We start from the raw sequence: 26,470 nt of genomic DNA, 5'->3' as shown, positions 1-26,470 counted from the left end.
AATTTGCACATCTAATAAAGTGAAAAAATGGCTGACCAGGCAAGTTATTTATTTTCTACCCGCACCAGTAAGGTTTTGGCAGAAAAAATCGCTCATTTTTATGGGCAGGAAATGGGAAAAATTAATTTTCAGGAGTTCAGCGACGGCGAATTCGAACCTGTTTTAGACCAATCCGTGCGTGGTGCGCGGGTTTTTTTAATTGGTTCCACCTTTCCGCCGGCAGATAATCTGCTTGAATTATTACTGATGATCGATGCGTCAAAACGTGCTTCAGCAAAAAGCATCACGGTGGTTCTTCCATATTATGGATTAGCGCGCCAGGATCGAAAAGATCAGCCAAGAGCGCCAATCGGAGCAAAGCTGGTGGCAAACTTACTTACAGCCGCCGGTGCAACGCGAATCATGACCATGGATTTACATGCTGATCAGATTCAGGGCTTTTTCGAAATTCCAGTCGATCATTTGTATGCTTCCACAATCTTCATCGATTATATCCAAAAACTGAATTTGCCCTCGCTTACCATCGCTTCACCAGATATGGGAGGCGCAAAAAGAGCTAAAAATTATGCCGGCCACCTCGGAGCCGATGTCGTAATTGCTTATAAAGAGCGTAAAAAAGCGAACGTCGTTGATGAAATGTTCCTTATTGGTGATGTTGCAGGTAGAAACGTCGTCCTTATTGATGATATGATTGACACCGCAGGTACGTTGTGTAAAGCTGCAGGAATTATCATGGCAAACGGCGCGCTGAGCGTTCGTGCAATGGCAACACACGCAGTTCTTTCCGGCAATGCGTATGAAAATATTGAAAATTCTCAGCTTTCGGAAGTTATCGTTACGGATACCATTCCGGTGAAAACCGAATTAAGTTCTAAGATAAAAGTGCTTTCATGTGCAGAATTGTTTGCTGACGTCATGAATATGGTGCATCAGCACAAATCCATCAGCGATAAATTCATTATTTAATATTAAATTTATATCTTTGCAGCCTTAAAATTTATTAATTTACTATAATGAAATCAATTACAATTCAAGGTACAAAAAGAGAAAGCGTGGGCAAAAAGTCTACTAAAGCTTTACGTGATGCTGAATTAGTTCCTTGTGTTGTTTACGGAGGTGAAGAAACCCTGAATTTTTCTGCAGAAGAAAGAGCATTCAAAGGTTTGGTTTATACTCCTGAAGCACACACGGTATCTATTGAGGTTGACGGAAAAACTATTCCTGCCGTACTTCAGGACATTCAATTTCACCCATTAACAGACAAAATTTTACACGTAGATTTTTACCAGTTGTCAGAAGACAAGCCGGTGATTATGGAAGTTCCTGTGAAATTAACAGGTCGTTCTAAAGGTGTTGTTGCGGGTGGTGCACTTCGTCAGTCATTCCGTAAACTTAAAGTTAAAGCGATTCCTGCTAACTTGCCGGATGAAATCGTGGTGGATATTACCCCATTGAAAATCGGTAGCAAACTTTATGTTGGTGATGTAAAAGCAGAAGGATTTACATTTATGCATCCTGATAACGCCGTAGTTGTAGCTGTGAAAATGGCAAGAACAGCTCTTAAAGGTGGTGCAGCTGCTGAAGATGAAGATGAAGAAGGTGAAGCTACTCCTGCTGAAGGTGATGCTCCTGCTGCAGAAGCTACAAGCGCAGAATAATTAATCTTCAATAAATAATAATAAGTCCCGTTCTAATGAGCGGGACTTTTATTTAATAGTGATTTCACCCTGTGCTTTAGAATTTATTCTCGTTTATTTTAATTATTTTTACTTTCTTATTTACCGCTGTGCTTAAAAAATATTTACAATTCTTCTTTATTATTTTAATGTCCCTTATTTTCGGGCAGCAAAATTCCGAGTTTAAAGAGGTAATAAATTATTACGATTATCAGCGCAGCATGCTGAACACCGAGTTTAAAAAGCGCTTTGATAAAGAACCGGACGTCGAACAGAAAGCGCTGGTACGAAACGTTTTTCAGGAGTTTATGGTAAAGATGGACAGCATCCAGAACAGCGCGCTCATCAATGCTTTGGTAAAAGTGAAAATTCGGGAAGATTTAGGGCAAATTTTTCCAAATGAAGAAAACAAGCCGGGAACAAAATACAATGCACGAAAGTCCGACCTCACCACAGACGCTCAATATCCCGGAGGTTTTGACAAAATGCGCGAGCAGATTTCCAACATTTTCTATACCGACGCTGTGCTTGCCGATAAAAAAATCATTCGTACAAATATTCTTTTTGTAGTGGAAAAAGATGGCAGCATCAGCAGCGTGAAAGCAGACGGTGAAAATTTTACTTTTAACCGCCAGGCCGAGATTGCACTCTATCTTTTACCGAATAAATTTACGCCGGCGTACATTAATTCCACTCCCGTGCGCTACCGTTTCCGCCTGCCTTTAGCAATGAATTTTGACTAAGCACGTTGTTAAAAAAAACACAGTCGGTGCCAAATATATTATTACATTTGGTAAAAATAACCTATGAAAAAATTTCTCCTTATTTCGGCATTTTTTGCCACTTTTCTACAGCTGCACGCACAGGAAGGTGAAGAAAAACAAAATGATATTATGATCAGCCCAATCGAGCTGATCGCAGGTCCAGCGTTGAACGTTTCTTACGAAAGATTGCTTAATGAAAGCTCCGGAATAGGTATTAACGTTGCTCTTCTTTTCAACAGCGATGATAGCATTGACGGTGTAACCTCGCAAATTTCACCTTATTACCGGATGTATTTTGGGAAAAAATACGCCTCCGGATTTTTTATTGAGGGTTTCGCGCCTATTACCATGTCAAACGACCGCAATTACGACACTTATTTTTATTCGGATCCGTACGGAAATTCTTCGTTTGAAATTGAAGATAATACGACTTTTGGTCTAGGTTTTGGTTTTGGCGGAAAATGGATTGCGCGCAAAAATATCCTGTTTGAAGCAAGTGCGGGAATCGCCAGAAGATTTGGGAGCGGGAATTTCGATAAGATTACCGGCAAAGGGATGCTGGGAATTGGATATCGCTTCTAGTCAGTAAAAGGCAAAAAAATGCCGTTTTAATGGCTTATTTTTTTGTTAATACGAAATTTAAAAAAAATGGCTTTTAACGACGAATATTTTATGAAAATGGCTTTGGCAGAAGCCACTCAAGCACTGGAAAAAGATGAAGTTCCCGTGGGTTGTGTCGTCGTTTCACAAAACCGGATTATTGCAAAAGCACACAACCTCACCGAAACTTTAAATGACGTAACCGCTCATGCTGAAATGCAGGCTATTACTTCTGCCGCAGATTTTATTGGTGGTAAATATCTGCATAACTGTACGCTTTACGTAACGCTTGAGCCCTGCGTGATGTGCGCGGGCGCTTTAAACTGGTCTCAGATTTCGAAAGTGGTTATCGGCGCGCGAGACGAGCAGCGCGGTTTTATTAATAAAAACCTGTACCTTCATCCGAAAACAGAAATTGTCCTGGGTATTTTGGAAAACGAATGCTCACAAATCGTGAAAGAATTTTTTAGAAGTAAAAGATAAAATTAATGGCATTTAGCATCAAATAAACTTTTCTTGGCTAAAGCTGGTGGAGTAGATGTTGTTTTATATTGCAGCATTTTATACACAAAAAGTTTTTCGAAATCCGCGGGCATTTTTTCTTCACCTGCTGCCAAAGCTTTCATGGTGAAAATTTCCTCGTCGGTATTAAATTCATAATCTTCATCATTCACAATTCTTTGAACGGTATTGGTATTTAAATCCGGTGAGAAAGTAACAAAATTGTATTCATTATCGCAGATCAAAGAATCTTGCTTATAATAATTCTGCTGTTTTTCTACGGACATTCCTACATTAAATTCATCAGATTCGGAAATGATGAGGTTATCGTATGATGATAATCCATACTCAACACGTAATTTATTTTTAGAAATTTTGCCCTTGAAAGGCGGTAAAATTGTTTGCGAATTAAAATATATGATAATGAAATCGTTGAAATTCCCAATATCGTATTCTGAATTGAACTTATTTACCGGTTCATCACCATCACCTAAATAGTTCGCAAGAATCAGCGTTGAAATCGGTTCGTCATAAATCTTCCGTAAAGTAGCGGGCAGACATCGCGCGTCTTTCCTGAAAACGGAATAAATCTGGTCAGAAGATGTGGCGACGTAGATTTTTTCCCGTAAATCGACGCCTTTCAGCATAATTCTTGTGCCGCTGATTTCCCTGTTATATCTGCCAAAGACATGGAAAGGTTCTTTTGGTACTGACGGCGTGAATTCTATTCCGTCATCTTTTTCCTCGTAAGTACCGGAAACCACCATCGAAGCACGAACTACAGCAAATTCACCATTATCGAAAAGCAGCCAGTGCGAGGCCACATCGTACGGATTGGTGGAAGAAATCTGGTAACTGCCCACAAGACTTTTCTGAGCCAAAATATTTTGAACCGTAAATAAAAAAAACAGGGTTAAAAGGGCTATTTTTTTCATTTTTCCATTCTTACAGATCTTTACCTAAATAATACAGACCTTTCAAAGTATGCAGCCGGTCTGCGATGTTAATTTTATCGGTTAATGGCTTGTAAACATGCGAGACACCGCCGGTTGCTATTACAAAACATTCGTCCTTTACCTCGTTATTTATGCGGTCAATAAAGCCTTCAACCATGCCGAGATATCCGTAAACCATGCCGCTTTGCATGCACGAAACCGTATCTAATCCCAAAACAGATTTCGGCTTAACCAACTCAATTTCCGGGAGTTGTGCGGTATCGTGAATTAATGAATTTAAAGCAGTAATAATTCCCGGCGCGATAATTACGCCGATAGTTTCACCGTTTTCATCAATGCAACTTGCGGTAAGCGCGGTCCCGAAATCGAAAATAATTTTTTTACCGTGCGGGTAAAGATGATATGCGGCAACCAGATTCGCATAAATATCGGTACCCATTTGTTTAGATTTCGGCTGGACTTCCGAAGGTGTATTGCGATCAACAACAGTTGGTTTTTTACCGTGAATTTTCTGGAGTGCGCGCGAAATATCGTAGGTAAGCTGTGGTACCACAGAACCGATAATGATCTTCTCAATGTCCGCCGGAGCGATTTTGTGGGTTTGGTACATCATCATGAACTGCATTTGCAATTCATCACTGGTGCGGTACGGTTTGGTATTTAAAATCCACGAAATATCGCACTTGTCCTCATGGAACAAGCCGAACCGGATATTGGTATTTCCTATATTTACAACGATGGAATTCATTTGTGTTTTTTTGGTCTGTTTTGCGCCTAATTTTTTAAAAAGAGCAAAACCAATCGTTGTTACTTAACTTCTACGAAGTTGTCTTCGGGATTGATGTCTGCTAATCTTTGCGAAAAATCAATTCCTAATGCTGAAATCTGAGATTTGTTATACGGAATGGTCAGTGTATATTCTTTCTGCGTCCATGGCCAATAATTCATGGTTTTAAAATCACCATAAATATCCTTGCTTTTCCAGGTATGCGTCATGTTGAGCGGAATCTGGTAATTCACCACTTTTTTATCGGAAGTTAAAATTGAAAAATCAACAGGCATTGGAACGGTGCCTTTATTTTCTAAAGTAATTGTGGTGGAATTTTCATCGTATTTAACATCTTTTACAGCGTAATCGATGGTTTTCGTTGTGTTGATCCAGTAATGGTGAAACCATGTTAAATCCATGCCGGAAACTTTCTGCGCGATATGCATAAAATCGCGGTCGGTAGGATGTTTTAAGTTCCATTCTTTGTAAAAATCTTTCATCACGGTCGAAAGATTTTCTTCGCCCATAATATAACCGAGCTGAACTAAAAACAGTTCACCTTTGGTGTAAGAAGCTACGGAGTAAGCAGAACCATTATCATGGTGATCGCCGAGCCAGCCAGCTTGTTCTTCAATTCCGCGTTTTACAAATCTTCGGTAACCTTCGATACTTTCGGTAAACGGATTGGGTTTCGCTGTCGCGGGAGGAAACAGCTGGTACATAATCATGTCGTCATAATAACTGGTAAACCCTTCATCCATCCATGGTCGTACACTTTCATTATACGCCATAATCTGCTGGTTCCAGGAATGTCCGCCTTCATGAACCATTAAACCAATCAATCCTTCAAGTGACTTCGCTTCACCTAAAATCATGGTACACATGCCGTATTCCATGCCGCCGTCGCCACCTTGAATGAAGGAGTACGAAGGATAAACATAGCGGCCGTAAGTCGCATTCATTAACTGGAAAAATTTGGTAACGTAAGGTTTTGCTTCCGACCAATATTTTGTCTTATCGCTTTTTTGATACACGAAATAAACTTTTGGCCCGTCTAAAATCACGAAAGATTCTACGGTATAATCTCGGTCTGCAGCCCACGCAAAATCAAGCATGTTTTTCGCGGTCCAGCGCCAGGTTACTTTGTTGTTTTTATCAGCTTTAATGGAAGGTTTCGTTTCATAACCTTTCACCTCAGAAGGATTTTCTAAAGTTCCGCCGGCACCTACGACATAATTTTTATCAATTTTAATATTGACTTCAAAATCCGAGAACGGCGCATGGAACTCTCTTCCGATATAATCAAAAGTTGCCCAACCGTCGTAATCGTATTCCGCAATTTTAGGATACCACTGCGTCACGGTCATGTCCACACCTTCGCGGTTATTTCTACCTGAACGGCGTATCTGCATAGGAATGACAGCATCCCATTCCATGGTGAAAGTTGTTGTAGAATTGGCTTTAATTGGAGTGTCCAGATAAACCTTCATGATGGTTTCCTGAAGTTCGAATTTCAAGTTTTTACCGTTTTGCTTAATCCAGTGAATATTTTGTGCACCTTCCTCACTTTTCGGAATGGAAGCTAAACGCGAAACACCATTAATCTGCAAACGCGAATCGCCATTTTTACCTTGTGAAGCAACGCGCTGATCCATCATGGAACCTGGTTTAAAAGCGTTCCAATACAGATGGAAATAAACGACATCCAGTTCGTCTGGTGAATTGTTGGTATATTTTAAAGTTTGTTGACCGTTGTACGTGAAATTTTTTGCATCCACATCAATGTCCATTTTATATTCAGCGCGTTGCTGATAATATGGACCTTTTTGTGCGGAAAATAAAGCGAAAAAGAAGGAAAAAATAAAGAGTAAACTTTTATTCATACAAAATTATTTTGAAGCTTTAAAGATAAGAATTTTAGATTTTATATGCTAATAACGCTTAAAAAAACCTTTCAGCTTTACGAGCTGAAAGGTGAAGTTTAGTTCCGAGAAATTCTAACTTTTAGTCGTTCATTGAACTTTGCAGAATTTTTTCAAGTATTTTGAATGTAATAAGGTACGTCGGTTTTACGCCAGTAAGTCCCAGACCGCCAGATGATAAAGTGGAACCCGTTTCAAGCGGATTATCTGACGCGTAGTAAGCATACATTACAAACAGATCTTCCGAAATATGGTGGCGTATTTTCGAAGCAACCTGAATCGCTTTCTGATAATGCGCGCCTTCCATTTCCAGTCCAATGGCTTTCCAGGAAGTGTCCATAAAATATTTTAAAATGTCTTTATTTTGAAGTGATGTTCCCAAAACAGTTACCATTCCACCTTCGAAAGCCTGCAGTTCGTCATCTTCGAAATCGGCGAGGCTCAAAGCATTTTCAAACGGATAATTATCTGCTGTTCCTTCAAAAACGTGCGAGGTAGGAATCATAATATCGCCTTTTCCACCCATCAAAATCCCGGCTTTCCCCATGATTGAAATGGATTTCACCTTCATCGTGTAAACTTCTTCATTGAATTCGTACGGCCGCAGCAGTTCGTCCATTACCTCATAAGCCTGTTCACCAAAAGCATAATCGAAGACCATGATGACATCGTCACCGGAATAATTCATTCCTGCAAAAGGAGTATTGCTTAAATCGGTTTTGGCTAAATCGATAATCTGAACATCGATATTGCTTCCGCTTTCATCGTCAATGTAAATAAGTCCGGCTTCCTGAGAGTGCGTGAGAATTTTTTCCTGAAGCGATCTCTTGTTAGAAATTTCCTCGTACATTTTATAATCTACCTTCTTGCTCACTTTTTTTCCGATGGAATCATTAGCAAAAAGCATATTTTTCACCGAATGCATGTTGGCGGAAATAATATGGAGCGGTCGCATTTGCAAACCGTTTTCTGCCAAAACCGCTTTTACATTATTTGCCCATTTCTCCCCGAAAAAATGATGACCGACGCGTTCGCGCAGGATGGCGGAAAAATGCACTTCTCTTTCTCGGATTTTTTTATAATCGTTAAAACTTTCGTCACCCAGATGATAAATGATTTTAAACAACCGGTCCGGATTTTTGTCGTCGCCGAAATTGTTGTAAGCATTCAGTGTTTCATCAAAAGTTCTTCCCAGAAGCGAGGAAAGATGAACAAGCGCAACTTCTTTTTCTTTTCTGCTTAATTTCTTGTCACCAATCGCCACCGCTTCAATTTCTTTCCAGGCGCGCGTTGATTTGTCATTTTCGTCGGAAATAAAAGCCAATTGCCGGATTTTATCCGCTTCTATATATAAGAAGGTAAGGTGCGTTAAAATATCATAGATTTCCGAACGACCCAAAAGTACCTCAATATTCATTTGATGCTCATCAATCCGGTAACAGTTTCTGCGACGTTTTTTCGGAACGATTACTTCAAAACTTCCCTTTTCAAAACCTTCATCAGAAGTCAGGTGAATAAAAGAACATTCCTCAATTCCTTCCGGAAGTCGGTCTAAAACATACAGCAATCCATCGAGCTCTATTTTATTAGGCGCGCTCATGGTTCCGTAGATTTCTGGATTAATGGTGGTCAGTAGTGACCGTAGACTTTCGCCGGAGATGCCGGCAGGTTTAAAGAAACCTCTATAAAACAAGTGCCGCATGGAAACGTAAAGTCTTTCGATTGCTTCAGTGGTTTCTCTAGCGCGTGAATTTACCATAATGTAAAATTTCACACAAATATAGGGTTTTTCTCTTTAAAGCCGTTCAGGTAAATGGTTCATGAACAAAAATTAATCGAACTGACTTATTTATTTACAAAATAAAAAATTTCGGCCTTTTAGCGACTAATTTTTTAGAATTCAACTTTATTTTAAAATATTTTCAAATCACCCCCAAAAAATATGGGGCAGTAGTGCAATATTTTATCATTTTGTTGTAATTTTGCCTCAATAAAACAACATCAAATGGCAAATGTAAGATTTAAAGCTTTGGAATTGCTTTCTCAGAAAGACTTTCGAAAAGAAAACGCCGTGGAAGTTCCTTCCCGCTTATCCGAATTGTTTTGCAAAAAGGTTTTCTCTGAAGAAACCATGCGCGAATATTTAACTAAAGAGGCTTTCACCTCGATTCAGGACGCGATAAAACGGGGAACCAAAATCCAGCGCGATGTTGCCGACCAGATTGCTGTAGCCATGAAAGATTGGTCTTTAAGCAAAGGCGTTACCCATTATACACACTGGTTTCAGCCGCTTACAGGTTCCACTGCAGAAAAACACGATTCTTTTTTTACACCATTTGAAAGCGACCGCGCAATTGACCGCTTTTCCGGCAGCATGCTGATTCAGCAGGAACCGGATGCGTCATCTTTCCCAAACGGTGGCATCAGAAATACCTTTGAAGCGCGTGGTTATACCGCCTGGGATCCAACTTCACCCGCTTTCATCATGGGAACTACACTTTGTATTCCTTCGATCTTTATTTCTTATACCGGCGAAACGCTGGATTATAAAGCGCCGTTACTACGCGCGCTTCACGCTGTAGATGAGGCTGCAACAGATATTTGCCGCTCCTATTTTGATAAAAATGTTACGAAGGTAAGCCCGACTTTAGGCTGGGAACAGGAATATTTTCTTGTAGATTCGGCGCTATACCAATCAAGACCGGATTTGGTAATTACCGGAAAAACATTGCTGGGACATTCGCCTGCGAAAGGTCAGCAGCTTGACGATCACTATTTCGGTTCCATTCCGACTCGTGTGATGAATTTCATGAAGGAATTGGAAATCCGTTCCATTGAATTAGGAATTCCGGTTACCACCAGACATAATGAAGTGGCGCCAAACCAGTTTGAGCTGGCTCCAATGTTCGAAGAAGTTAACGTCGCGGTTGATCACAATTCATTGCTAATGGATTTAATGGCGCGAGTTGCTCACAAACATCACTTCCACATTCTTTTCCACGAAAAACCATTTGCTGGTGTAAACGGAAGTGGAAAACACAACAACTGGAGTTTGGCGACGGACACAGGTGAAAATCTTTTGAGCCCGGGTGCCAATCCGAAAAAAAACCTGCAATTCCTTACTTTTTTTGTAAATACCTTAAAAGCGGTTCATGACTATGCCGATCTTTTGCGCGTAAGCATTGCATCTGCAGGGAACGATCACCGTTTGGGAGCTAATGAAGCGCCGCCAGCAATTATTTCAGCATTTATCGGTTCCCAGTTGTTTGGGGTTTTAGAAGAACTGGAAAAAGTAAAAGACGGCAAACTTTCACCGGAAGAAAAAACAGATTTAAAACTAAACGTCGTCGGAAAAATCCCGAATATTCTTTTGGATAATACAGATAGAAACCGGACTTCACCATTTGCCTTCACCGGAAACAAATTCGAAATCCGCGCTGTAGGTTCTTCGGCGAACTGTGCTGAGGTGATGACGGTGATGAATGCGATTGCTGCAAAACAGTTTCAGACCTTTAAAAAAGAAGTTGATGCTTTGGTAGAAAAAGGCCTAAAAAAAGATGAAGCGATCTTCAATATTTTACGTGAATATATTAAGGCGTGTAAAAACATCATGTTTGAAGGTGACGGATATTCAGCTGAATGGGCAGAAGAAGCGCTAAAAAGAGGTTTGAACAACCTGAAAACTACGCCGGAAGCTTTGGGTCGCGAATTGGATCCGAAATTTATCTCACTGTACGAAGAGCTCGGAATTTACACCGCTCGGGAAGTTGAAGCGAGAAACGAGATTAAACTCGAAAAATATTCCTCAGTAATTGCAATTGAAGCGAGAGTTTTGGCTGATATTGCCAGAAATCACATTATTCCAAGCGCGTTGAAATATCAAAACCGTTTGATCGACAATGTAAAAGGTTTAAAGGAAATCTTTGGCGAAACGGAATTTAAAGATTTAGCACAGGAACAGATGAGCTTAATCCGTGGAATTTCCGGGCATGTAAGCACGATTAAAGTTGAAGTTGAAAATTTGCTTGAGGCAATAGCCGGAGCAAAAGCAAAAAATTCCTCAATGGAGATGGCAGAATCTTTCTGTAATGAGGTGATTCCGTTTTTTGCTAAAATCCGTTCAGCTTCCGACGAACTGGAAATGATGGTGGACGATGAATTGTGGCCTTTAACAAAGTACCGAGAACTGTTGTTTACCAGATAGCACGTAATATATATATGTATAATAAAAAAAGCCTCATTAAGAGGCTTTTTTTATATTCATCGTCTGGGTTTATAACACATTATTGATCAATCTTATATATTAAATAGAGAGATTTTATAAATGTTAACAAATCTTAATAAAATAGAAAACGGCAATCCCTAAATAAAGGGATTGCACTGTAAATTCTTTTAACATTACAAAAAATACTGTTAAAATGTGTTAAAACACCAGTGAAGGAGAGGTGATTTCACCCCCACTTTTGCCGTAATACCTACTTTTGTATTGCTTTTTAAAACAGATATTACATTTTAACACTGAGAATTAATATATATGAAGAGAAGAATTTTGTTTTATGTTACTGCTGTGGTCGCTACTTTTTCCTTGCAGTCTTGTGTTACAAATTACGTAGTTTCAACTCCAACAAGTTACGTTTCAGAATACAAATCAAATGCCAAACTTGCGTCAATTGACAGTAAAAAAATAGAAACAGCTAAAAAACAACTGGTTAACAGCATCCGCGAAGAACAGATTGTAGCAGCTAAAACTCTTGAAAATATAGCAAGAAACGAGGAAATCGCCTCAGCTATTCACTTCACAAAAAAAATTGACGATATCCTGACCGAAGCCGAAACCTATTTAGGAACTCCTTACAGATACGGCGGAACCACCAGAAGCGGGATTGATTGTTCAGCATTCGTACTTTCAGTTTTCGGCAGCAGCGCCGGTGTAAATTTACCGAGAGTTGCAGCTTCGCAAGCGCAGGAAGGCGAAAAAGTTGAAAAAACCGACCTTCAGAAAGGTGACTTGGTTTTCTTTTCACACCAGGGCAGAGGCCGGATTTCACACGTTGGTATCGTAGAAAGCATCGATTCAGACGGGACCGTAAAATTCATCCACGCTGCAACTTCCAGAGGTGTCATGATTTCTTCACTGAATGATTCTTACTGGGGACCGAAATACAGATTTGCAAAAAGAGTTATTTCTCCGGAAACCGCAAACACCAATTTCGCAAAAAATAACTAAAAGTAAATAATTGATAAATACTTCAAACCATTTCTTCGGAGATGGTTTTTGTTTTACTTTTAAAATATTTCCCGCTAAAAGCCCGAATTTTTGATTTTAAATTTAAGCCGAACTTGCTGTAAATGCTTTTCTAAATCGAAAAAATTTGCTGCTAAAAGCACGGATTTTTTGATTATTAAATGAAAGCCGAACTGATTTAAACGTTTTGCAAAACTTCAACAAATTAGCCGTTAAGAGCACTGATTTTTCGATTTTAAATTAAAACCGAACACTGCTGTAAATTCATTTGCTAAACTTCAAAAATTAGCCGCTAAAACACGCAATTTTCCCATTTTTAAATAAAGCTGAACTGATTAAATGTTTTGCTAAACTTCAAAAATTTGCCGTTAAAAGCATGAATTTTTCATTTTTAAATGAAAGCTGAACTGATTTTAAACGTCTTGCTAAACTTCAAAATTTGACGTTAAAAAACTAATCTTTTTGATTTTTAAATGAAAGCTGAACGGATTTAAACTTTTTGCTAAACTTTAAAAATTAGCCGCTAAAAGCCTAAACTTTTTGTTTTAAAATAAAAGCTGAACACATTTAAATGTTTCGCTTAATTTCAAAAAAAATCGCCGTTAAAACGCCGAATTTTTAAGAAAACTTAAACCAAGCTGTTGCGGTCAGTGTAATTCAGTTTAAAGAAAATAAACGTCATCGTAGAAAATGCCAGCAGCGAGCTGCCACCATAACTGAAAAACGGCAACGGAATCCCAACTGTCGGGAAAAGTCCCATCACCATACCGAGATTTATCGAAAAGTGAATCAGCAAAATCGATGCGAAACAATAACCAAAAACGCGGTTAAAAGTTGATTTTTGCTTTTCGGACAGGTAATAAATCCGGCCGATGAAAACAGAGTAGGCGATCACCAGCAGCGTACTGCCAAAAAATCCCCATTCTTCACCTACGGTACAAAAGATATAATCGGTGCTTTGTTCCGGCACAAATTTCCCCTGCGTTACCGAACCTTCCCGGTAACCTTTGCCCCAAAAACCGCCCGAGCCAATCGCCGTTTTCGAGTACAGCAAATTATAACCAGACGTATCACGGAAAGCCTTTTCACCTTTATATAAAACTTCAATCCTTTCACGCTGATGCTTCGGCAGTTTTTCCAACACCGTCGGTGTTGTGTATGCCAACCCGCTCAGGATGCCCACACTGCCAACAATGGCGGCAATTGAAACCAAATTCCAGTGAATCCTGTTTTTATTCAGAAAAACCGCAATTCCGGCAAGTAATACGATTCCTGCGACAACATAAAGCGGATCGATTGCGAGGGAAACCAGGAAAACCGCGGCAAAAATAAATCCGACTCCGAAAAACCAACCCGAAAGACCTTCCCGGTAAAGCGCGATAAAAAAGGCGATGAACACCAAGAGTGAACCTACATCGGGAATTAATAAAACCACCACCGCCGGAACACTGATTATGGCTAAAGATGTCCACAGCGATTTCCTGTTTTTTAAATTAAAATCCGGTCCCGAAACGTAATTCGCTAACATTAAAGCAGTACCGATTTTCGCAAATTCTACGGGCTGTAAACTGACTGGACCGAATTTATACCAGTTTTTCTGGCCCAGAATTTCTGTTCCGAACGGAAAAAGCCCGATCAGCAAAAGCAAACCAACGATATAAATAATGCCGGCCATATTTTCGAAAAACTTGGTTCGCATCATAAAAATCACGATTCCAACAAAAACCGATACACCAAACCAAATGGCCTGGCGGATTCCGCTGGCGGGTTCCACGCTGTAAATATTTGCAATGGCAAAAGCACACAGCAAAAAATACAGTGTTAGTCCGAGTTTATCAATACCTTGCGCCCACTTCACTTCTTTGCTGAAATTTTAATTTTATTAATGATAGAATCTTTTTGATAGAGCAGCTGTTTTTTTTCAGCCTGGGTTTTTGCATTTTCCAACTTTGTTTCCACTGTTTGCAGAAACAGCGAATCTTTGCTCGGTTCTTTATACAAGCCTTTTCGCTTCAATTCCACCACCCATTGGCGCTTATATTCGGGCATAAAGGTCGCGTTCATCATTTTTTTATACAAATGTTCGCGCTTGATTTCGCCGGTCAGATATTTTTCTGCAATCACCGTTGCTGCCGGGCCCGCCCAGGTGGAACCAAATCCGGCGTGTTCCATTACTGCGGCGATAACGATTTTGGGATTCTCCGCCGGTGCTGCCAAAACAAAAATGGAATTATCTTTTCCCTGCGGAACCTGTGCCGTTCCGGTTTTTGCCAGCATTGTAAAATCATTGGATTTTAGACCGCGCGCTGTTCCCTGCAAAACCACCGCTTCCATACCTTTAATAATCGGTTCAAAGTGTTTCGGATCTACCAAAGTTTTATGTTTTACTTTAAATCTCGGATCGGGATTTGGTTTGCCATCAATTGATTTTACGATGTGCGGCGTATAAAACCAACCTTTGTTGACAATGGCAGCCACGGAATTCGCCATTTGAAGTGGCGTTAACAAAACGTCACCCTGGCCCATTCCATTAAAAATAGAACCATTCATGGTGTATGCCGAAGACCAGTTTTTTTTCCCACTTCTTTTTTCGTAGAATTCGCCAGAGGGAATTCTGCCTTTAGAACCAACCGCCAAATCATTGTTTAGAAATTCACCAACGCCGAAACTGCTCATTATTTTTTTCCATTCATTTACGCCACGGCTCGGATCACCGGGATATTTGTTCATAATTGCCATGTAGGCGTAGGAAAAGTAACAGTTACTCGAAACCTGTATCGCCGGAATCAAGGGATCCGCGCCACCGTGCCCTTTAATTCGCAAACCTTTATAACTGAAGCCGCCACCACATGGGAAAATGGTGTTTTCATCCATCACGCCCATTTGCATTGCTGCAGCTGCGGTAAGAAGTTTAAAAGTTGAACCTGGTGGATACGCTGCCTGCAAAGACCGGTCGAATGTTGGCCGGTTGTTGTAAATGGTATCCATTTGCAGGCGGTACAGATTTCGCGTTTTTTCGGGCCCCACGAAAAGGTTTGGGTCGATATCCGGGCCGGTTGCAAGAACCAATATTTCGCCGTTGCTCGGATCAAGTGCTACAATAGCGCCCTGTTTCCCGATCATCATTTCCTCTGCGATTTTCTGCAGATCATAATCGATGGTGAGGGTGAGATCTTTGCCAGTAACAACATCGCGGTCTAAAGCACCGTTTTTATATTTGCCGATGTTGCGAAGCCGAATGTCTTTCTGAATGTACTGTACGCCTTTTTCACCACGGAGTTCTTTTTCATAAGATTTTTCAATTCCTGTTTTTCCGATGAAATCGCCCGGTAAATAATAAAGCGAATCTTTTCTAATATCACGGTCGTTTACCTCGTTGGTATAACCCAAAAGATTTCCGGAAGTTGAAACTTCATACTGGCGTTGCGGACGGGAGACAATGCTGAACGCGGGATATTTAAATATAATTTCCTGAATTCTTGCAATATCTTCGCGGCTTAAATTTTTAATGAAAGTCATCGGCGTCAGCTTCGAATAATATTTTTCAGCTTTTATAGCGTTGACATTTTTAATAAAATCTTCCTTCGAAATCCGTAATAAACTGCAAAATTCCAAGGTGTCGAAATCCGGTTTCATCAAAGCTTCGGTGAAAGAGATTTCATAAGAAGGTTGGTTGCCGACCAGAATTTTACCGTTTCGGTCGAAAATTACACCGCGCTGCGGAATTATATATTCGGTTTTTATCGAGGTATTCGCGGCATTCAGCGCATATCTGTCCGTGAAAAGTTGCAAATAAGCGAGCCGTGCTATGAAAATCAGAGCAATAAAGGAGAGAAATATGAAAATTTTGATGTACTGTGATTTCAAACTTTTTGTTTGATTTTAAAGGCTAATGCGTAGATGAAAATAAAGATAAACGAAATAGCACTGGTTGCCAAAACATTTAAAAATACGTCAAAGAACCGCGAAAATTTAAAAATCTCAATATACTGAACTATAACCTGATGAATCAAAATACTCATCAAAATGAAAAACAGGAACTGAGACCATTGTAAGGACTGAAACGAAAAAAAGTCGGTAGAAGTATCCGTTGAAGTCCGGAAAATTAAGGTCCGGAAATACGCTATAACCGTTGTGGCGAATGCATTAATGCCCCACGTATAAAGGAATGCATCTACGCCTAAACCAAGCAGAAAACTCAGCAGCAGAAATTGGTATTTATTTCGGAAAAAAGGGTAAAACATTACAAAAACCGGATAAATCACCGGAGTATATTTCCCAAAAAGCGTGATTCTGTTCAGGACAAAAACCTGCAGCGCAATAAGCAATACAATTAATAATATGTCGGTAAATAATGTACGGCTTATCATTTTTCTCTTTGTATAGTAGCTTGCAGTGTATCCTGAATTTTAGAAACTTCTGCTTTTTTTAGGTTTTTAACAACAAATATTTTGCTGATGTTTCCCATTTTCGCGCTGAGTTCTACAGAGATGTCCCAAAAGCCGGTTTTGTTATCTACTTCGTAACCGGCAACTTTACCAATCATAATTCCCTGCGGGAAAATGGCTGATTTTCCGTCAGTTACAACGGTGTCTCCAACTTTCAGCGGCACATATTTCGGAATGTCGGCAAGATGCATTACGCGTGAATCTTCACCGCGCCAGGTTAAAGTACCGAAATAACCGGAATTTTTCAGCGCGGCATTAATTTTAATTTTATTTAAACTTAAAACCGATTGCACCAGCGAGTAAGAATCGGTGGTATTGATGACAATTCCTGCAATTCCGCCCGGCGCCATTACCCCCATTTTCGGTTGTACGCCGTCACGTTTCCCACGGTTGATGGTGAAGTAATTATCTTTCCGGTTGATACTGTTGAAAACGATGTCACCATCCACGAAAGTATAAATCTGCCCGCCGCCGATGGTATCGTGGACTTTACGGAAATTCGGCGTTATTTTGGCATTTTTTCCATAAAGCTGTTCCATCAAAACCTTATTTTGCTCAACCAGCTGATCGTTGGTTTGCTTTAATTTTAAATAGGAAGCGCCTTCATCGATATAGCCGGAAACCCAGGAGTTAAATGCTGCAGACTGCCCCGCAACCCACGACTGTTGCATTGAATTTCGGCTGAAAATCAATACTAAAGCAATGAGTTGCAGAAATATAAAGAAAACGAATAAACCGTTTTTCGAAAATAATCTCAGCAAAAATCCCATCCGTTAGGCCAAAAATTTTGATTTTATTTAATCAGGAAATTGAATTTGTCCATATTTTTCAAGGCGATTCCTGTTCCGCGAACTACTGCGCGTAAAGGATCTTCGGCAACGAAAACCGGCAAACCTGTTTTTCGGTGAAGTCTGTCTGCCAAACCTCTCAACAAAGCGCCGCCGCCCGCAAGGTAAATTCCTGTTTTGTAGATATCAGCTGCCAATTCCGGTGGCGTAAGAGAAAGTGTTTCCATCACCGCGTCTTCAATTCTGATAATCGATTTATCCAGAGCGCGCGCAATTTCTTTGTAATTCACCATAATTTCTTTCGGCTTTCCGGTGATTAAATCACGTCCCTGAACCGGAATATCTTCGATATCAACGTCAAGTTCTTCAACTGCTGAACCGACTTCAATTTTTACGCGTTCCGCAGTACGTTCCCCTATGTATAAATTATGGTGCGTTCTCAGATAATAAGCGATATCGTTGGTGAAAACATCACCGGCAATTTTTACAGATTTGTCACACACAATTCCACCTAAAGCAACAACAGCAATTTCTGTAGTTCCACCACCTATATCGATGATCATGTTACCTTCGGGTTTCTGTACATCAATTCCAACTCCTATTGCAGCTGCCATCGGCTCATAAATCAGGCGAACTTCTTTCGCATTTACTTTTTGAGCTGAATCGCGCACCGCACGTTTTTCAACTTCGGTAATTCCGGATGGAATACAGATAACGATTTTTAATGTAGGTTGAAAAAGTTTGCCTTTTATGCCCGGAATTTGTTTGATGAATTCCTTGATCATATGTTCAGACGCGTGAAAATCAGCAATTACACCGTCTTTCAAAGGTCTGATTGTTTTTATGTCTTCGTGAGTTTTCCCCTGCATGTGTTTCGCTTTCTCGCCAACAGCAATCGGCTTTCCGGAAGATCGCTCGATCGCCACAATTGATGGCTGATCTATTACGATTTTGTTATTGTGGATAATCAGCGTGTTGGCTGTACCCAAATCGATCGCAATATCCTGCGTAAACATATCAAATAACCCCATTTTATGCTAAATTTTTAAAGTGTACAAAGATATAGATTTAGAACCGTTCTAAAAATTGCAATGTCGCCAATTTTGGTTAAAATTATATTAAAATTAGCGGATATTTTACGCTTATTTTTTAATTTCCAAAATATTTTGTATTTTTTGGGAAGATGAAAATCAGCTGATTTCCGATAGAGACAAGTGATAATCATCATAGCAAACATCCTTCTTTAATTCAATTTAAAACCTTAATTTTGCGCTTGGTCTATGATTAAGGATACTAACATTCACAAAACAGCCAATTTTGCGGCTCTTAGCGTCAGTTTTGAAAAAGCAGATGCAGAAATAAGGGGCAAATTTGCCTTTTTTGATGAAAATGTGAAAAATTTCGTCAACCAAATTCACGATTTGAATCTGGGTGATGCTTTCGTGGTTTCTACCTGCAACCGTACAGAAATTTACACCACGACCCAAAATTATCTTCTCATCGCTGAACTCTACTGCAAAATAGTGGGCGTTACGCTCACCGATTTTATGCAGTATGTTCAGATTATAAAAAATGAAGAAGCTTTAAATCATCTATTCCGTGTTGCAGCCGGTTTAGAAAGCCAGATTATCGGCGATTTCGAAATTATCGGCCAGATAAAAAACGCGTACCACCGTTTCCGCAAAGAAAAAAAATATTCTAATCCTTTTATGGAGCGCGCCATCAATTCGGCGATCCAGATATCAAAAAGAATTAAAAACGAAACCGGCATTTCGCATGGCGCGGCATCGGTTTCTTACGCGGCGGTGCATTATATTTTGAAAAATCAGCCGCACATTTCAGATAAAAATATTCTGCTTTTGGGTGTTGGCGAAATTGGCCAGAATACCGTCGAAAATCTGGTGAAACACGTCTATAAACCTCGTGTGAAAATAGCCAACAGATCTGCCGACAAAGCAGAAAAGATTGCGGATAAATATAAAATTCCATACATCGAGTTTGAAAGTTTTGATGAAGAACTTCGCCAAACCGATATTTTGATCGTTGCCACCGGCGCGCAACACCCGATAATTAATAAAACGCATTTCCCGAACGGCAAGGAAACTTTGGTAATTGATCTTTCGATTCCGAACAATGTTGAAAAAGACATTACCGACAACCAAAACGTAAGTTTGGTTGATGTCGATCAGCTTTCGCTGCACATCAATGAAACCATGATGCAGCGCCAGAAAGAAATTCCTAAGGCCGAAGGAATCATCAAGGAAATGACCAAGGATTTTCTGGAATGGGAAAAAAAGAGAAAGTTAGCACCGAATATTCATCATTTTAAAGCCGTTTTGAAAAATATGGAACGCAATGAAATGCACAATATCCACAAAAAACATAAGTATGTGGACGTTGCGGATATGCAACTTTCCGATCGTATGATTCAAAAAATCACAAACAGGTTTGCCAAGTTTATCATCGATAATCCGTGGAAAGCCGAAGAGATCACGAAGCTGATGCACGAGATTTTAGTAGAACAGCCAAATAACGAATTCAATGAGAAGCATTAAAATTGGGACGAGAAATTCGCCGCTGGCTTTATGGCAAGCTCGCGAAGTCGCCAGAAATCTGCAGAACAGAAATTACAAAACAGATATCACCCCGATTGTTTCTTGCGGCGATAAAAATTTGACTGAACCTTTGTACGCAATGGGAATTACTGGCATTTTCACTAAAGATTTAGACATTGCTTTGCTAAATAAAGAAGTGGATATCGCGGTTCATTCGTTGAAAGATATTCCCACGCAACTTCCCGAAAATATCGAAATTATTGCCGTTTTAGCCCGGGATTTTCCCCAAGATGTTTTGGTGCGAAAAGAATCTTCAAAAGTTAAAGAGCTTCACGATTTGAAAATCGCTACGAGTAGTTTGCGTCGCCGCGCTTTTTGGGCAAAAACTTATCCGGGAACCGAATTTTGCGACATTCGCGGAAACGTTCAGACGCGTTTGCAAAAACTTGAAGATCAGGATTTTGATGCAACTTTATTCTCTTTAGCTGCTATTGAACGAATGAGCCTAAATATTGATTATGAGCATCTTCCGTTCATGATTTCTGCGCCTGCGCAAGGTGTGGTTGCTGTTTGCGGACGTGCTGACGACGCAGAAATTAAGGAAATTTTTAAAGATATAAATCATCGTGAAACCCGCATTTGTATCGAAATAGAAAGAGAGTTTCTACGTGCGCTCGAAGGTGGCTGTACCGCGCCGATTGGGGCTTATGCGATGATCAATGAATTCGATGAGGTTCGATTTGTCGGCCGACTTTGCTCGCTGGACGGAAATGAATGCATCGAAACCGACGAAATTTTCCAGTGGAATCCTGATGATAATTTTGGTCAGATTCTGGCGGAAAAGATTATCGCTAATGGCGGTGCAGAAATTATGGAACAAATAAACCGCGAGATGAAGTAATTTATCTCAGGTTATTTTAAGCTGTTTTAATGAATATTCTGTTTACAAAAATGCTTGATGAAAAGGAAGTTTCCGATGTTTTGGGAACGGACATTTCACCTTCGTTTTTAGAAGTCATTAAAATTAATTTCAGAAAATTTAGCCCTTTTAACCTCGAAAATAAATCGCTGATCTTTACCAGCGTGAACGGCGTTGAAGCTTTTTTTGAAAATGGTTTTCTACCACACGAAAATTTCACCGACAGAAATTATAATAAAATTTATTGCGTCGGCAGGAAAACAAAACTTCAGCTCAGAAAGCATGGCTTCGGTGTTTTCAAAATGAAAAAAAACGCCCAGGAGCTCGCAGAATTTATCATTGAAAACTGCCCCGAAGAAAGTTTCGTGCATTTCTGCGGAGATTTGGCGCTTGATATTCTTCAGAAAAATTTACCGCTCCAAAATATCGGTTATAAAAAAGTGGTGGTTTATGAAACTGAACTTCTTTATCCGAAATCAGAAAATAAACACGATGCAGTGGCCTTTTTTTCACCGAGTGGCGTACGGAGTTTTATAAAAGAAAATTCGCTGGATTTTAAATATATTTTTTCAATCGGCGAAACTACAACGGCGGAAATCGTTAAACATACAGACCAGAAAATATTTACGGGCAAACAAAATGATTTATTAGGTTTGCTGAAACTGGTAAAACAGGAAATTACTAAAAATTCAACCTTAAAGCCGGAATAATTTCGGTTTTAAGTGCAAAAATTATGATAAAAAACGATTTATACCTCAAAGCTTTAAGAGGTGAGACGGTTGAAAGACCGCCCGTTTGGATGATGCGTCAGGCAGGAAGGTTTTTACCGGAATTTCGGGCAATGCGCGATGATTACGATTTTTTCACGCGCTGCCGTACACCAGAATTGGCGTCCGAAATTACCATGATGCCAATCCGCAGATTTCCGTTGGATGCTGCAATTCTTTTCTCGGATATTTTGGTGGTTCCGCAAGCGATGGGAATGGATTTCGAGATGCGCGAAGGAACGGGACCCTGGCTTGAAAATCCCATCCGCACTTTGGAAGATGTGCAAAATATTGAGGTTCCGGATGTAAATGAAACTTTGGGTTACGTTTTCGACGCTATTGAACTTACGCTTCTGAAATTGGATAATGATATTCCGTTAATCGGTTTTGCAGGTTCACCGTGGACGATTTTGTGCTACTGCGTTGAAGGAAAAGGTTCTAAAGCCTGGGATGTTGCAAAATCTTTCTGTTTTAAAAATCCAGAAGCTGCACATCTTTTATTACAGAAAATCACCGAGACCACGATTGCCTATTTAAAGAGAAAAGTTGAAAAAGGAGTTTCTGCCGTTCAGGTTTTCGATTCCTGGGGTGGAAGTTTGTCGCCGGAAGATTACCAAATTTTTTCCTGGCCGTACATCAATCAAATTGTGGAAGCTTTGGCTCCGCTGACGCATGTGGTGGTTTTTGGCAAAGGTTGCTGGTTCGCGCTTGAGGAAATGACTTTATCGAAAGTTTCTGCTTTAGGCGTAGATTGGACGATTAGACCGGAAATGGCACGCACGCTCACCAATCACACCATGACTTTGCAGGGAAATTTTGACCCAAACCGATTAAATTCTTCGCCGGAAACCATTACTAAAATGGTGACTGAAATGATTAACCGTTTTGGTAAAGACCGCTATATCGCGAATCTTGGTCACGGTATTTTACCGAATATTCCGCTGGAAAATGCCGAAGCATTTATCCGCGCGGTGGTGGACTGGAAACCGAATTAATTATTTTAAATATAAAAAATAACGCCTCAAAAGGGCGTTTTTTTTTGTTTTATAATGTAGGATTTTGGATTTCAAAATACAGCAATTCTTCCTCATCGCCGGGAAGCAAAACATTTTTAATGTATTTCAAACCTAATTTTTTAATAAGGTTCTGCGAAGCGAAATTTGCTTTAGAGGTAATTGCCGAAATTTTCCTGACTTTAAAATCACGAAAAACCGTTTCTAAAAGATGCGACGCCGCTTCAAAACCATAACCTTGTCCTTCAAATGCGGGTAAAAAGGAAAACCCGATATCCTGAACTTCTAAACCTTCTCTTTCATAAACACCCACTGCGCCAATCTTTTGGCCATCAGATTTTCGGATGATGACATAATTTCCGTAGCCCAATCTTTCCAATTGTGGCAGAAACCGTGCTTCAATATATTCCGCCGCCGCTTCAAAATTTTTAATGTTTCGGTCACCGATAAATTCGAGAAAGTGAGGCGAATTATAAAGTTCAAATAAAAATTGCGCATCATCGGTGGTGATCGGTTTTAAAATTAATCTCTCGGTTTCCATATATTCTTTAAATTTTGGCGACTAAACCGGTCAAATTTAGAGAAATTCTTGGCATAAATATGGGTGCATACGCTGAATTATAAGGTGATATTTTCACCAATTCTTAAAAGAAAACCGCAAAGTGCTATCTTTGTGTAAATGCTGCAATAATTTATGTTAGAAAAAAACGACCATCAATACGAAAAAGCCGTTTTAGTCGGTTTAATCACTCAAAATCAAAGCGAAGAAAAATTAACAGAATATCTCGATGAGCTGGAATTTCTCGCGTACACTGCGGGCGCCAGCGTAGACAAAAGATTTACGCAAAGGCTTACAAAACCGGATTCGAAAACATTTATCGGTAGCGGAAAAGCACAGGAAATACGGGATTATGTAAAAGAAAATGAAATCGGTACTGTAATTTTCGATGATGAACTTTCGCCTTCGCAGCTAAAAAATCTGGAAAAAGAAATCGAGGTAAAAATCCTGGACAGAACCAATTTGATCCTCGATATTTTCGCTCAGCGCGCTCAAACTTCCTACGCACGAACTCAGGTTGAACTCGCGCAATACGAATATCTTTTGCCGAGACTTACCAGAATGTGGACTCACCTCGAGCGTCAGCAGGGTGGTATCGGGATGCGTGGCCCGGGTGAAACGGAGATCGAAACCGATAGAAGGATTATCCGCGACCGCATATCATTATTAAAAGACAAGCTGAAAACCATCGACCGACAAATGGCGACACAGCGTAACAACCGCGGAAAAATGGTGCGCGTCGCGCTTGTTGGTTATACGAATGTGGGAAAATCAACTTTGATGAACGCGCTTTCGAAGTCCGATGTTTTTGCAGAAGACAAACTCTTTGCAACTTTAGACACGACCGTACGAAAAGTGGTCATCGGAAATTTGCCTTTTTTGCTGACCGACACCGTAGGTTTCATCAGAAAATTGCCCACGCAGCTGGTAGAAAGTTTCAAATCAACCTTGGACGAAGTTCGCGAAGCCGATCTTTTAATTCACGTGGTGGATATTTCGCACGAAAGTTTTGAAGACCACATCAATTCCGTAAACCAAACGTTGATGGAAATTGAAGCGCATCAAAAACCGCTGATCATGGTTTTCAATAAAATCGATGCTTTTGCTTACGAGAAAAAAAGTGATGATGATTTAAGCCCGGAAACACGCAAAAATATCTCACTTGAAGAATGGATGAAAACCTGGATGTCGAAATCAAAATATCCAACGGTTTTCATTTCCGCACTGAAAAAAGAAAATTTCCCGGAGCTGAAAAAAATGATTTATGACGAGGTTTTAAAAATTCATATTTCACGTTTCCCGTACAACGATTTCCTTTTCCAATATTTCGACGAGGAAGAAGAATCCACCGAGGAACTTTAAAAAATTTGCCGCTATTTCACCCAATTTTTCTGTTTAGCCAATGACGCCCGATTACGAAAAAATTATTGCCGAAGTTTTCACACAGGTTAAAGCGGAGGAAAACTTAGGTAAAATCCCGGATTATATTCCCGAAATTGCTGATATTTCTACTGAAAAGTTTGGTGTAAATTTTACCGGCTTAAACGGCCAAAATTTTGGTTTTGGCGACTTTGAAGAAAAATTTTCAATTCAAAGCATTTCCAAGGTTTTCGTCCTCGCCTACGTTTACGAAAGGTTGGGCGAAAAGCTTTGGTCCCGCGTGGACGTAGAACCTTCCGGAAATCCGTTTAACTCGCTTGTTCAGCTTGAAGCCGACAAAGGAATTCCGCGCAATCCGTTTATTAATGCAGGCGCGCTTGTCATCTGCGATATTCTGTTGGAAAGATGTACCGATCCGAAAGAAGAAATTTTAGCTTTCATCAGAAACCTTGCAGGCGACGAAAATATTACTTTCAACGAAAAAGTGGCGAAAAGCGAAATGCAGAACAGTTTCCGCAATTCCGCCATATGTAATTTCATGAAATCGTTTGGAAACATCACCAGCTCGCCGGCGGACGTCATCGAAATTTACTGCTATCTCTGCGCCATAGAAATGAGTTGCAAACAGCTCAGCAAAAGTCTTTTGTTCCTTGCGAATGAAGGAAAAATTCCGGGCTCAGGAGCACAAATTTTACCTTTTACCAAAGTCAAAAGAATCAACGCAATTTTGCTCACTTGTGGTTTTTACGACGAATCAGGTGAATTTTCGTTCCGCGTAGGTTTGCCCGGAAAAAGTGGAGTAGGCGGCGGAATCATCGCGATTTATCCGAGCCATTATTGCATTACGGTGTGGAGTCCGAAGCTGAATCCGAAAGGAAATTCCTATCGCGGTATGAAGTTTCTGGAAGAATTTACCACCAAAACCGGCGAAAGCATTTTCTAAAAAAAGCATCAAATGGCACCGAATTTTTCAGCAATGTTCCACGTGAAAAGCTGTGGTGCTTAAAAAAAATATTACCGGCACAGCTGCCTTTTTTTCCGGTTTTAGCGTAATTGCTGTTTCCTGGTTTTAAGCACTTTAAGCTCAGGATAGTTTGCGTGCAACTTCCATTTTGTGGCCCATCAGATTAGCAATATTCGTGGCTTTATAAATGGCAAGTTCCGCCATTTCACCCGTAAAATTTTCCTCCACGGTTTCCGTCCAGAGTTTTATCCAGTGTGCAAAATGAAATTTTTCAATCGGAACCTCAGCATTGATGGGAAAATGTTTCGACATCGGGTTGCCTTTGTAAGAAATCTGTCCGAAAAGCAGCGTTTCCCAAAAAGAATACATTTTCGGCAAATGGTGCGACCAGTCAACCTTCGCCACATCATTGAAGAAAAATCCAATTGTCGCGTCTTTCTGCACCTTTTCGTAAAAAAAATTCACCAGGTTTTCAATATCTTCCCGGCTTTCTAATTGTTTCATACTGCAAAATTACTCAAATTTTCAATGCGGAAAATTTGCCGTTTTTAGGGCATTTTTTTTTCGGGCGGACAATTCGTGCTATCCGCTACTACTCCTCGGTCGGCGGCTCCACTTCGTTCCGCCGCCTCCCTGCGGGGTAG

General features: G+C 40.1%; 24 protein-coding genes. 13 read left to right on the top strand and 11 right to left on the bottom strand.

Annotated elements, in window-relative coordinates:
* Positions 1-27 precede the first annotated feature (27 nt).
* The 5 genes from BMZ55_RS06685 (at position 28) to BMZ55_RS06665 (ending at position 3,523) form a co-directional block, all read left to right on the top strand.
* The gene (locus BMZ55_RS06685) at positions 28-966 is read left to right on the top strand and encodes a ribose-phosphate diphosphokinase (protein ID WP_039342301.1); all 939 of its coding nucleotides are present in this window, start codon (positions 28-30) and stop codon (positions 964-966) included.
* A 47-nt stretch (positions 967-1,013) separates the two neighbouring features.
* On the top strand, positions 1,014-1,658 hold the full coding sequence (locus tag BMZ55_RS06680) for a 50S ribosomal protein L25/general stress protein Ctc (protein WP_039342298.1): 645 nt from the start codon (positions 1,014-1,016) through the stop codon (positions 1,656-1,658).
* Between the two features lie 167 nt (positions 1,659-1,825).
* Positions 1,826-2,419 (top strand): hypothetical protein, encoded by a 594-nt coding sequence (locus BMZ55_RS06675; protein WP_233701913.1) that lies wholly within the window; start codon positions 1,826-1,828, stop codon positions 2,417-2,419.
* Positions 2,420-2,482: 63 nt separating this feature from the next.
* The gene (locus BMZ55_RS06670) at positions 2,483-3,022 is read left to right on the top strand and encodes a hypothetical protein (protein WP_089819666.1); all 540 of its coding nucleotides are present in this window, start codon (positions 2,483-2,485) and stop codon (positions 3,020-3,022) included.
* A 66-nt stretch (positions 3,023-3,088) separates the two neighbouring features.
* Positions 3,089-3,523 carry a nucleoside deaminase gene (locus tag BMZ55_RS06665; protein ID WP_089819665.1) on the top strand — a complete coding sequence of 145 codons (435 nt, stop codon included), beginning with the start codon at positions 3,089-3,091 and terminating at the stop codon, positions 3,521-3,523.
* A 2-nt stretch (positions 3,524-3,525) separates the two neighbouring features.
* On the opposite strand, the gene BMZ55_RS06660 is transcribed toward BMZ55_RS06665, so the two are convergent.
* The 4 genes from BMZ55_RS06660 to BMZ55_RS06645 all read right to left on the bottom strand — a co-directional run bounded on the left by BMZ55_RS06660 (position 3,526) and on the right by BMZ55_RS06645 (position 8,947).
* Positions 3,526-4,476 carry a hypothetical protein gene (locus tag BMZ55_RS06660; protein ID WP_089819664.1) on the bottom strand — a complete coding sequence of 317 codons (951 nt, stop codon included), beginning with the start codon at positions 4,474-4,476 and terminating at the stop codon, positions 3,526-3,528.
* 10 nt (positions 4,477-4,486) lie between these two features.
* On the bottom strand, positions 4,487-5,245 hold the full coding sequence (locus tag BMZ55_RS06655; RefSeq protein ID WP_089819663.1) for a type III pantothenate kinase: 759 nt from the start codon (positions 5,243-5,245) through the stop codon (positions 4,487-4,489).
* 59 nt (positions 5,246-5,304) lie between these two features.
* On the bottom strand, positions 5,305-7,149 hold the full coding sequence (locus tag BMZ55_RS06650) for a M1 family metallopeptidase (protein ID WP_089819662.1): 1,845 nt from the start codon (positions 7,147-7,149) through the stop codon (positions 5,305-5,307).
* A gap of 121 nt (positions 7,150-7,270) precedes the next feature.
* Positions 7,271-8,947, bottom strand: coding sequence for a DUF6909 family protein (locus BMZ55_RS06645; protein WP_089819661.1), 1,677 nt, complete (start codon positions 8,945-8,947; stop codon positions 7,271-7,273).
* Between the two features lie 246 nt (positions 8,948-9,193).
* Between BMZ55_RS06645 and BMZ55_RS06640 the strand changes: the two genes are divergently transcribed.
* Positions 9,194-11,392 (top strand): glutamine synthetase III family protein, encoded by a 2,199-nt coding sequence (locus BMZ55_RS06640; protein WP_089819660.1) that lies wholly within the window; start codon positions 9,194-9,196, stop codon positions 11,390-11,392.
* 330 nt (positions 11,393-11,722) lie between these two features.
* The gene (locus tag BMZ55_RS06635; protein ID WP_089819659.1) at positions 11,723-12,415 is read left to right on the top strand and encodes a C40 family peptidase; all 693 of its coding nucleotides are present in this window, start codon (positions 11,723-11,725) and stop codon (positions 12,413-12,415) included.
* Positions 12,416-13,061: 646 nt separating this feature from the next.
* Here BMZ55_RS06635 and rodA read toward each other — a convergent pair.
* The 5 genes from rodA to BMZ55_RS06610 are packed head-to-tail and all read right to left on the bottom strand — an operon-like array spanning position 13,062 to position 18,700.
* Entirely contained in the window at positions 13,062-14,291 is a 1,230-nt protein-coding gene (gene rodA / locus BMZ55_RS06630; protein ID WP_089819658.1) for a rod shape-determining protein RodA, read from the bottom strand.
* Positions 14,288-16,300 (bottom strand): penicillin-binding transpeptidase domain-containing protein, encoded by a 2,013-nt coding sequence (locus BMZ55_RS06625; protein WP_089819657.1) that lies wholly within the window; start codon positions 16,298-16,300, stop codon positions 14,288-14,290. Before BMZ55_RS06625 ends, rodA begins: the two co-directional genes overlap by 4 nt.
* Positions 16,297-16,803 carry a rod shape-determining protein MreD gene (locus BMZ55_RS06620; RefSeq protein WP_089819656.1) on the bottom strand — a complete coding sequence of 169 codons (507 nt, stop codon included), beginning with the start codon at positions 16,801-16,803 and terminating at the stop codon, positions 16,297-16,299. Before BMZ55_RS06620 ends, BMZ55_RS06625 begins: the two co-directional genes overlap by 4 nt.
* Positions 16,800-17,651, bottom strand: a complete 852-nt coding sequence (gene mreC, locus BMZ55_RS06615; protein WP_089819655.1) for a rod shape-determining protein MreC — start codon at positions 17,649-17,651, stop codon at positions 16,800-16,802. The genes BMZ55_RS06620 and mreC overlap by 4 nt, the downstream gene beginning before the upstream one ends.
* 23 nt (positions 17,652-17,674) lie before the next feature.
* Positions 17,675-18,700: a rod shape-determining protein gene (locus tag BMZ55_RS06610; protein WP_039342263.1), complete on the bottom strand. Its 1,026-nt coding sequence runs from the start codon at positions 18,698-18,700 to the stop codon at positions 17,675-17,677.
* A gap of 249 nt (positions 18,701-18,949) precedes the next feature.
* Between BMZ55_RS06610 and hemA the strand changes: the two genes are divergently transcribed.
* The 4 genes from hemA to hemE are packed head-to-tail and all read left to right on the top strand — an operon-like array spanning position 18,950 to position 22,905.
* Positions 18,950-20,224, top strand: a complete 1,275-nt coding sequence (gene hemA, locus BMZ55_RS06600; protein WP_089819653.1) for a glutamyl-tRNA reductase — start codon at positions 18,950-18,952, stop codon at positions 20,222-20,224.
* Complete coding sequence (gene hemC / locus BMZ55_RS06595; RefSeq protein ID WP_089819652.1) at positions 20,211-21,125, top strand: hydroxymethylbilane synthase; 915 nt, start codon at positions 20,211-20,213, stop codon at positions 21,123-21,125. The genes hemA and hemC overlap by 14 nt, the downstream gene beginning before the upstream one ends.
* Positions 21,126-21,154: 29 nt before the next feature.
* Entirely contained in the window at positions 21,155-21,853 is a 699-nt protein-coding gene (locus BMZ55_RS06590) for a uroporphyrinogen-III synthase (protein ID WP_089819651.1), read from the top strand.
* A gap of 23 nt (positions 21,854-21,876) precedes the next feature.
* The gene (gene hemE / locus BMZ55_RS06585; protein WP_089819650.1) at positions 21,877-22,905 is read left to right on the top strand and encodes a uroporphyrinogen decarboxylase; all 1,029 of its coding nucleotides are present in this window, start codon (positions 21,877-21,879) and stop codon (positions 22,903-22,905) included.
* Positions 22,906-22,954: 49 nt separating this feature from the next.
* On the opposite strand, the gene BMZ55_RS06580 is transcribed toward hemE, so the two are convergent.
* Positions 22,955-23,464 (bottom strand): GNAT family N-acetyltransferase, encoded by a 510-nt coding sequence (locus BMZ55_RS06580; protein ID WP_089819649.1) that lies wholly within the window; start codon positions 23,462-23,464, stop codon positions 22,955-22,957.
* Positions 23,465-23,617: 153 nt separating this feature from the next.
* On the opposite strand from BMZ55_RS06580, the gene hflX reads away from it, so the two are divergent.
* Together hflX and BMZ55_RS06570 are read left to right on the top strand one after the other, a co-directional pair.
* Positions 23,618-24,844: a GTPase HflX gene (hflX, locus tag BMZ55_RS06575; protein WP_089819648.1), complete on the top strand. Its 1,227-nt coding sequence runs from the start codon at positions 23,618-23,620 to the stop codon at positions 24,842-24,844.
* Positions 24,845-24,884: 40 nt separating this feature from the next.
* Positions 24,885-25,805, top strand: a complete 921-nt coding sequence (locus BMZ55_RS06570) for a glutaminase (RefSeq protein ID WP_089819647.1) — start codon at positions 24,885-24,887, stop codon at positions 25,803-25,805.
* Positions 25,806-25,946: 141 nt separating this feature from the next.
* On the opposite strand, the gene BMZ55_RS06565 is transcribed toward BMZ55_RS06570, so the two are convergent.
* Positions 25,947-26,330 (bottom strand): group III truncated hemoglobin, encoded by a 384-nt coding sequence (locus BMZ55_RS06565; protein WP_039342238.1) that lies wholly within the window; start codon positions 26,328-26,330, stop codon positions 25,947-25,949.
* Positions 26,331-26,470: the final 140 nt, after the last annotated feature.

Origin of the sequence: Kaistella treverensis, assembly GCF_900114045.1 — a bacterium.
In the GTDB taxonomy this organism is placed as follows: Bacteria; Bacteroidota; Bacteroidia; order Flavobacteriales; family Weeksellaceae; genus Kaistella; species Kaistella treverensis.
Note: the sequence above shows the minus strand (reverse complement) of the source record. Positions and strands in the feature narration are given on the sequence as shown.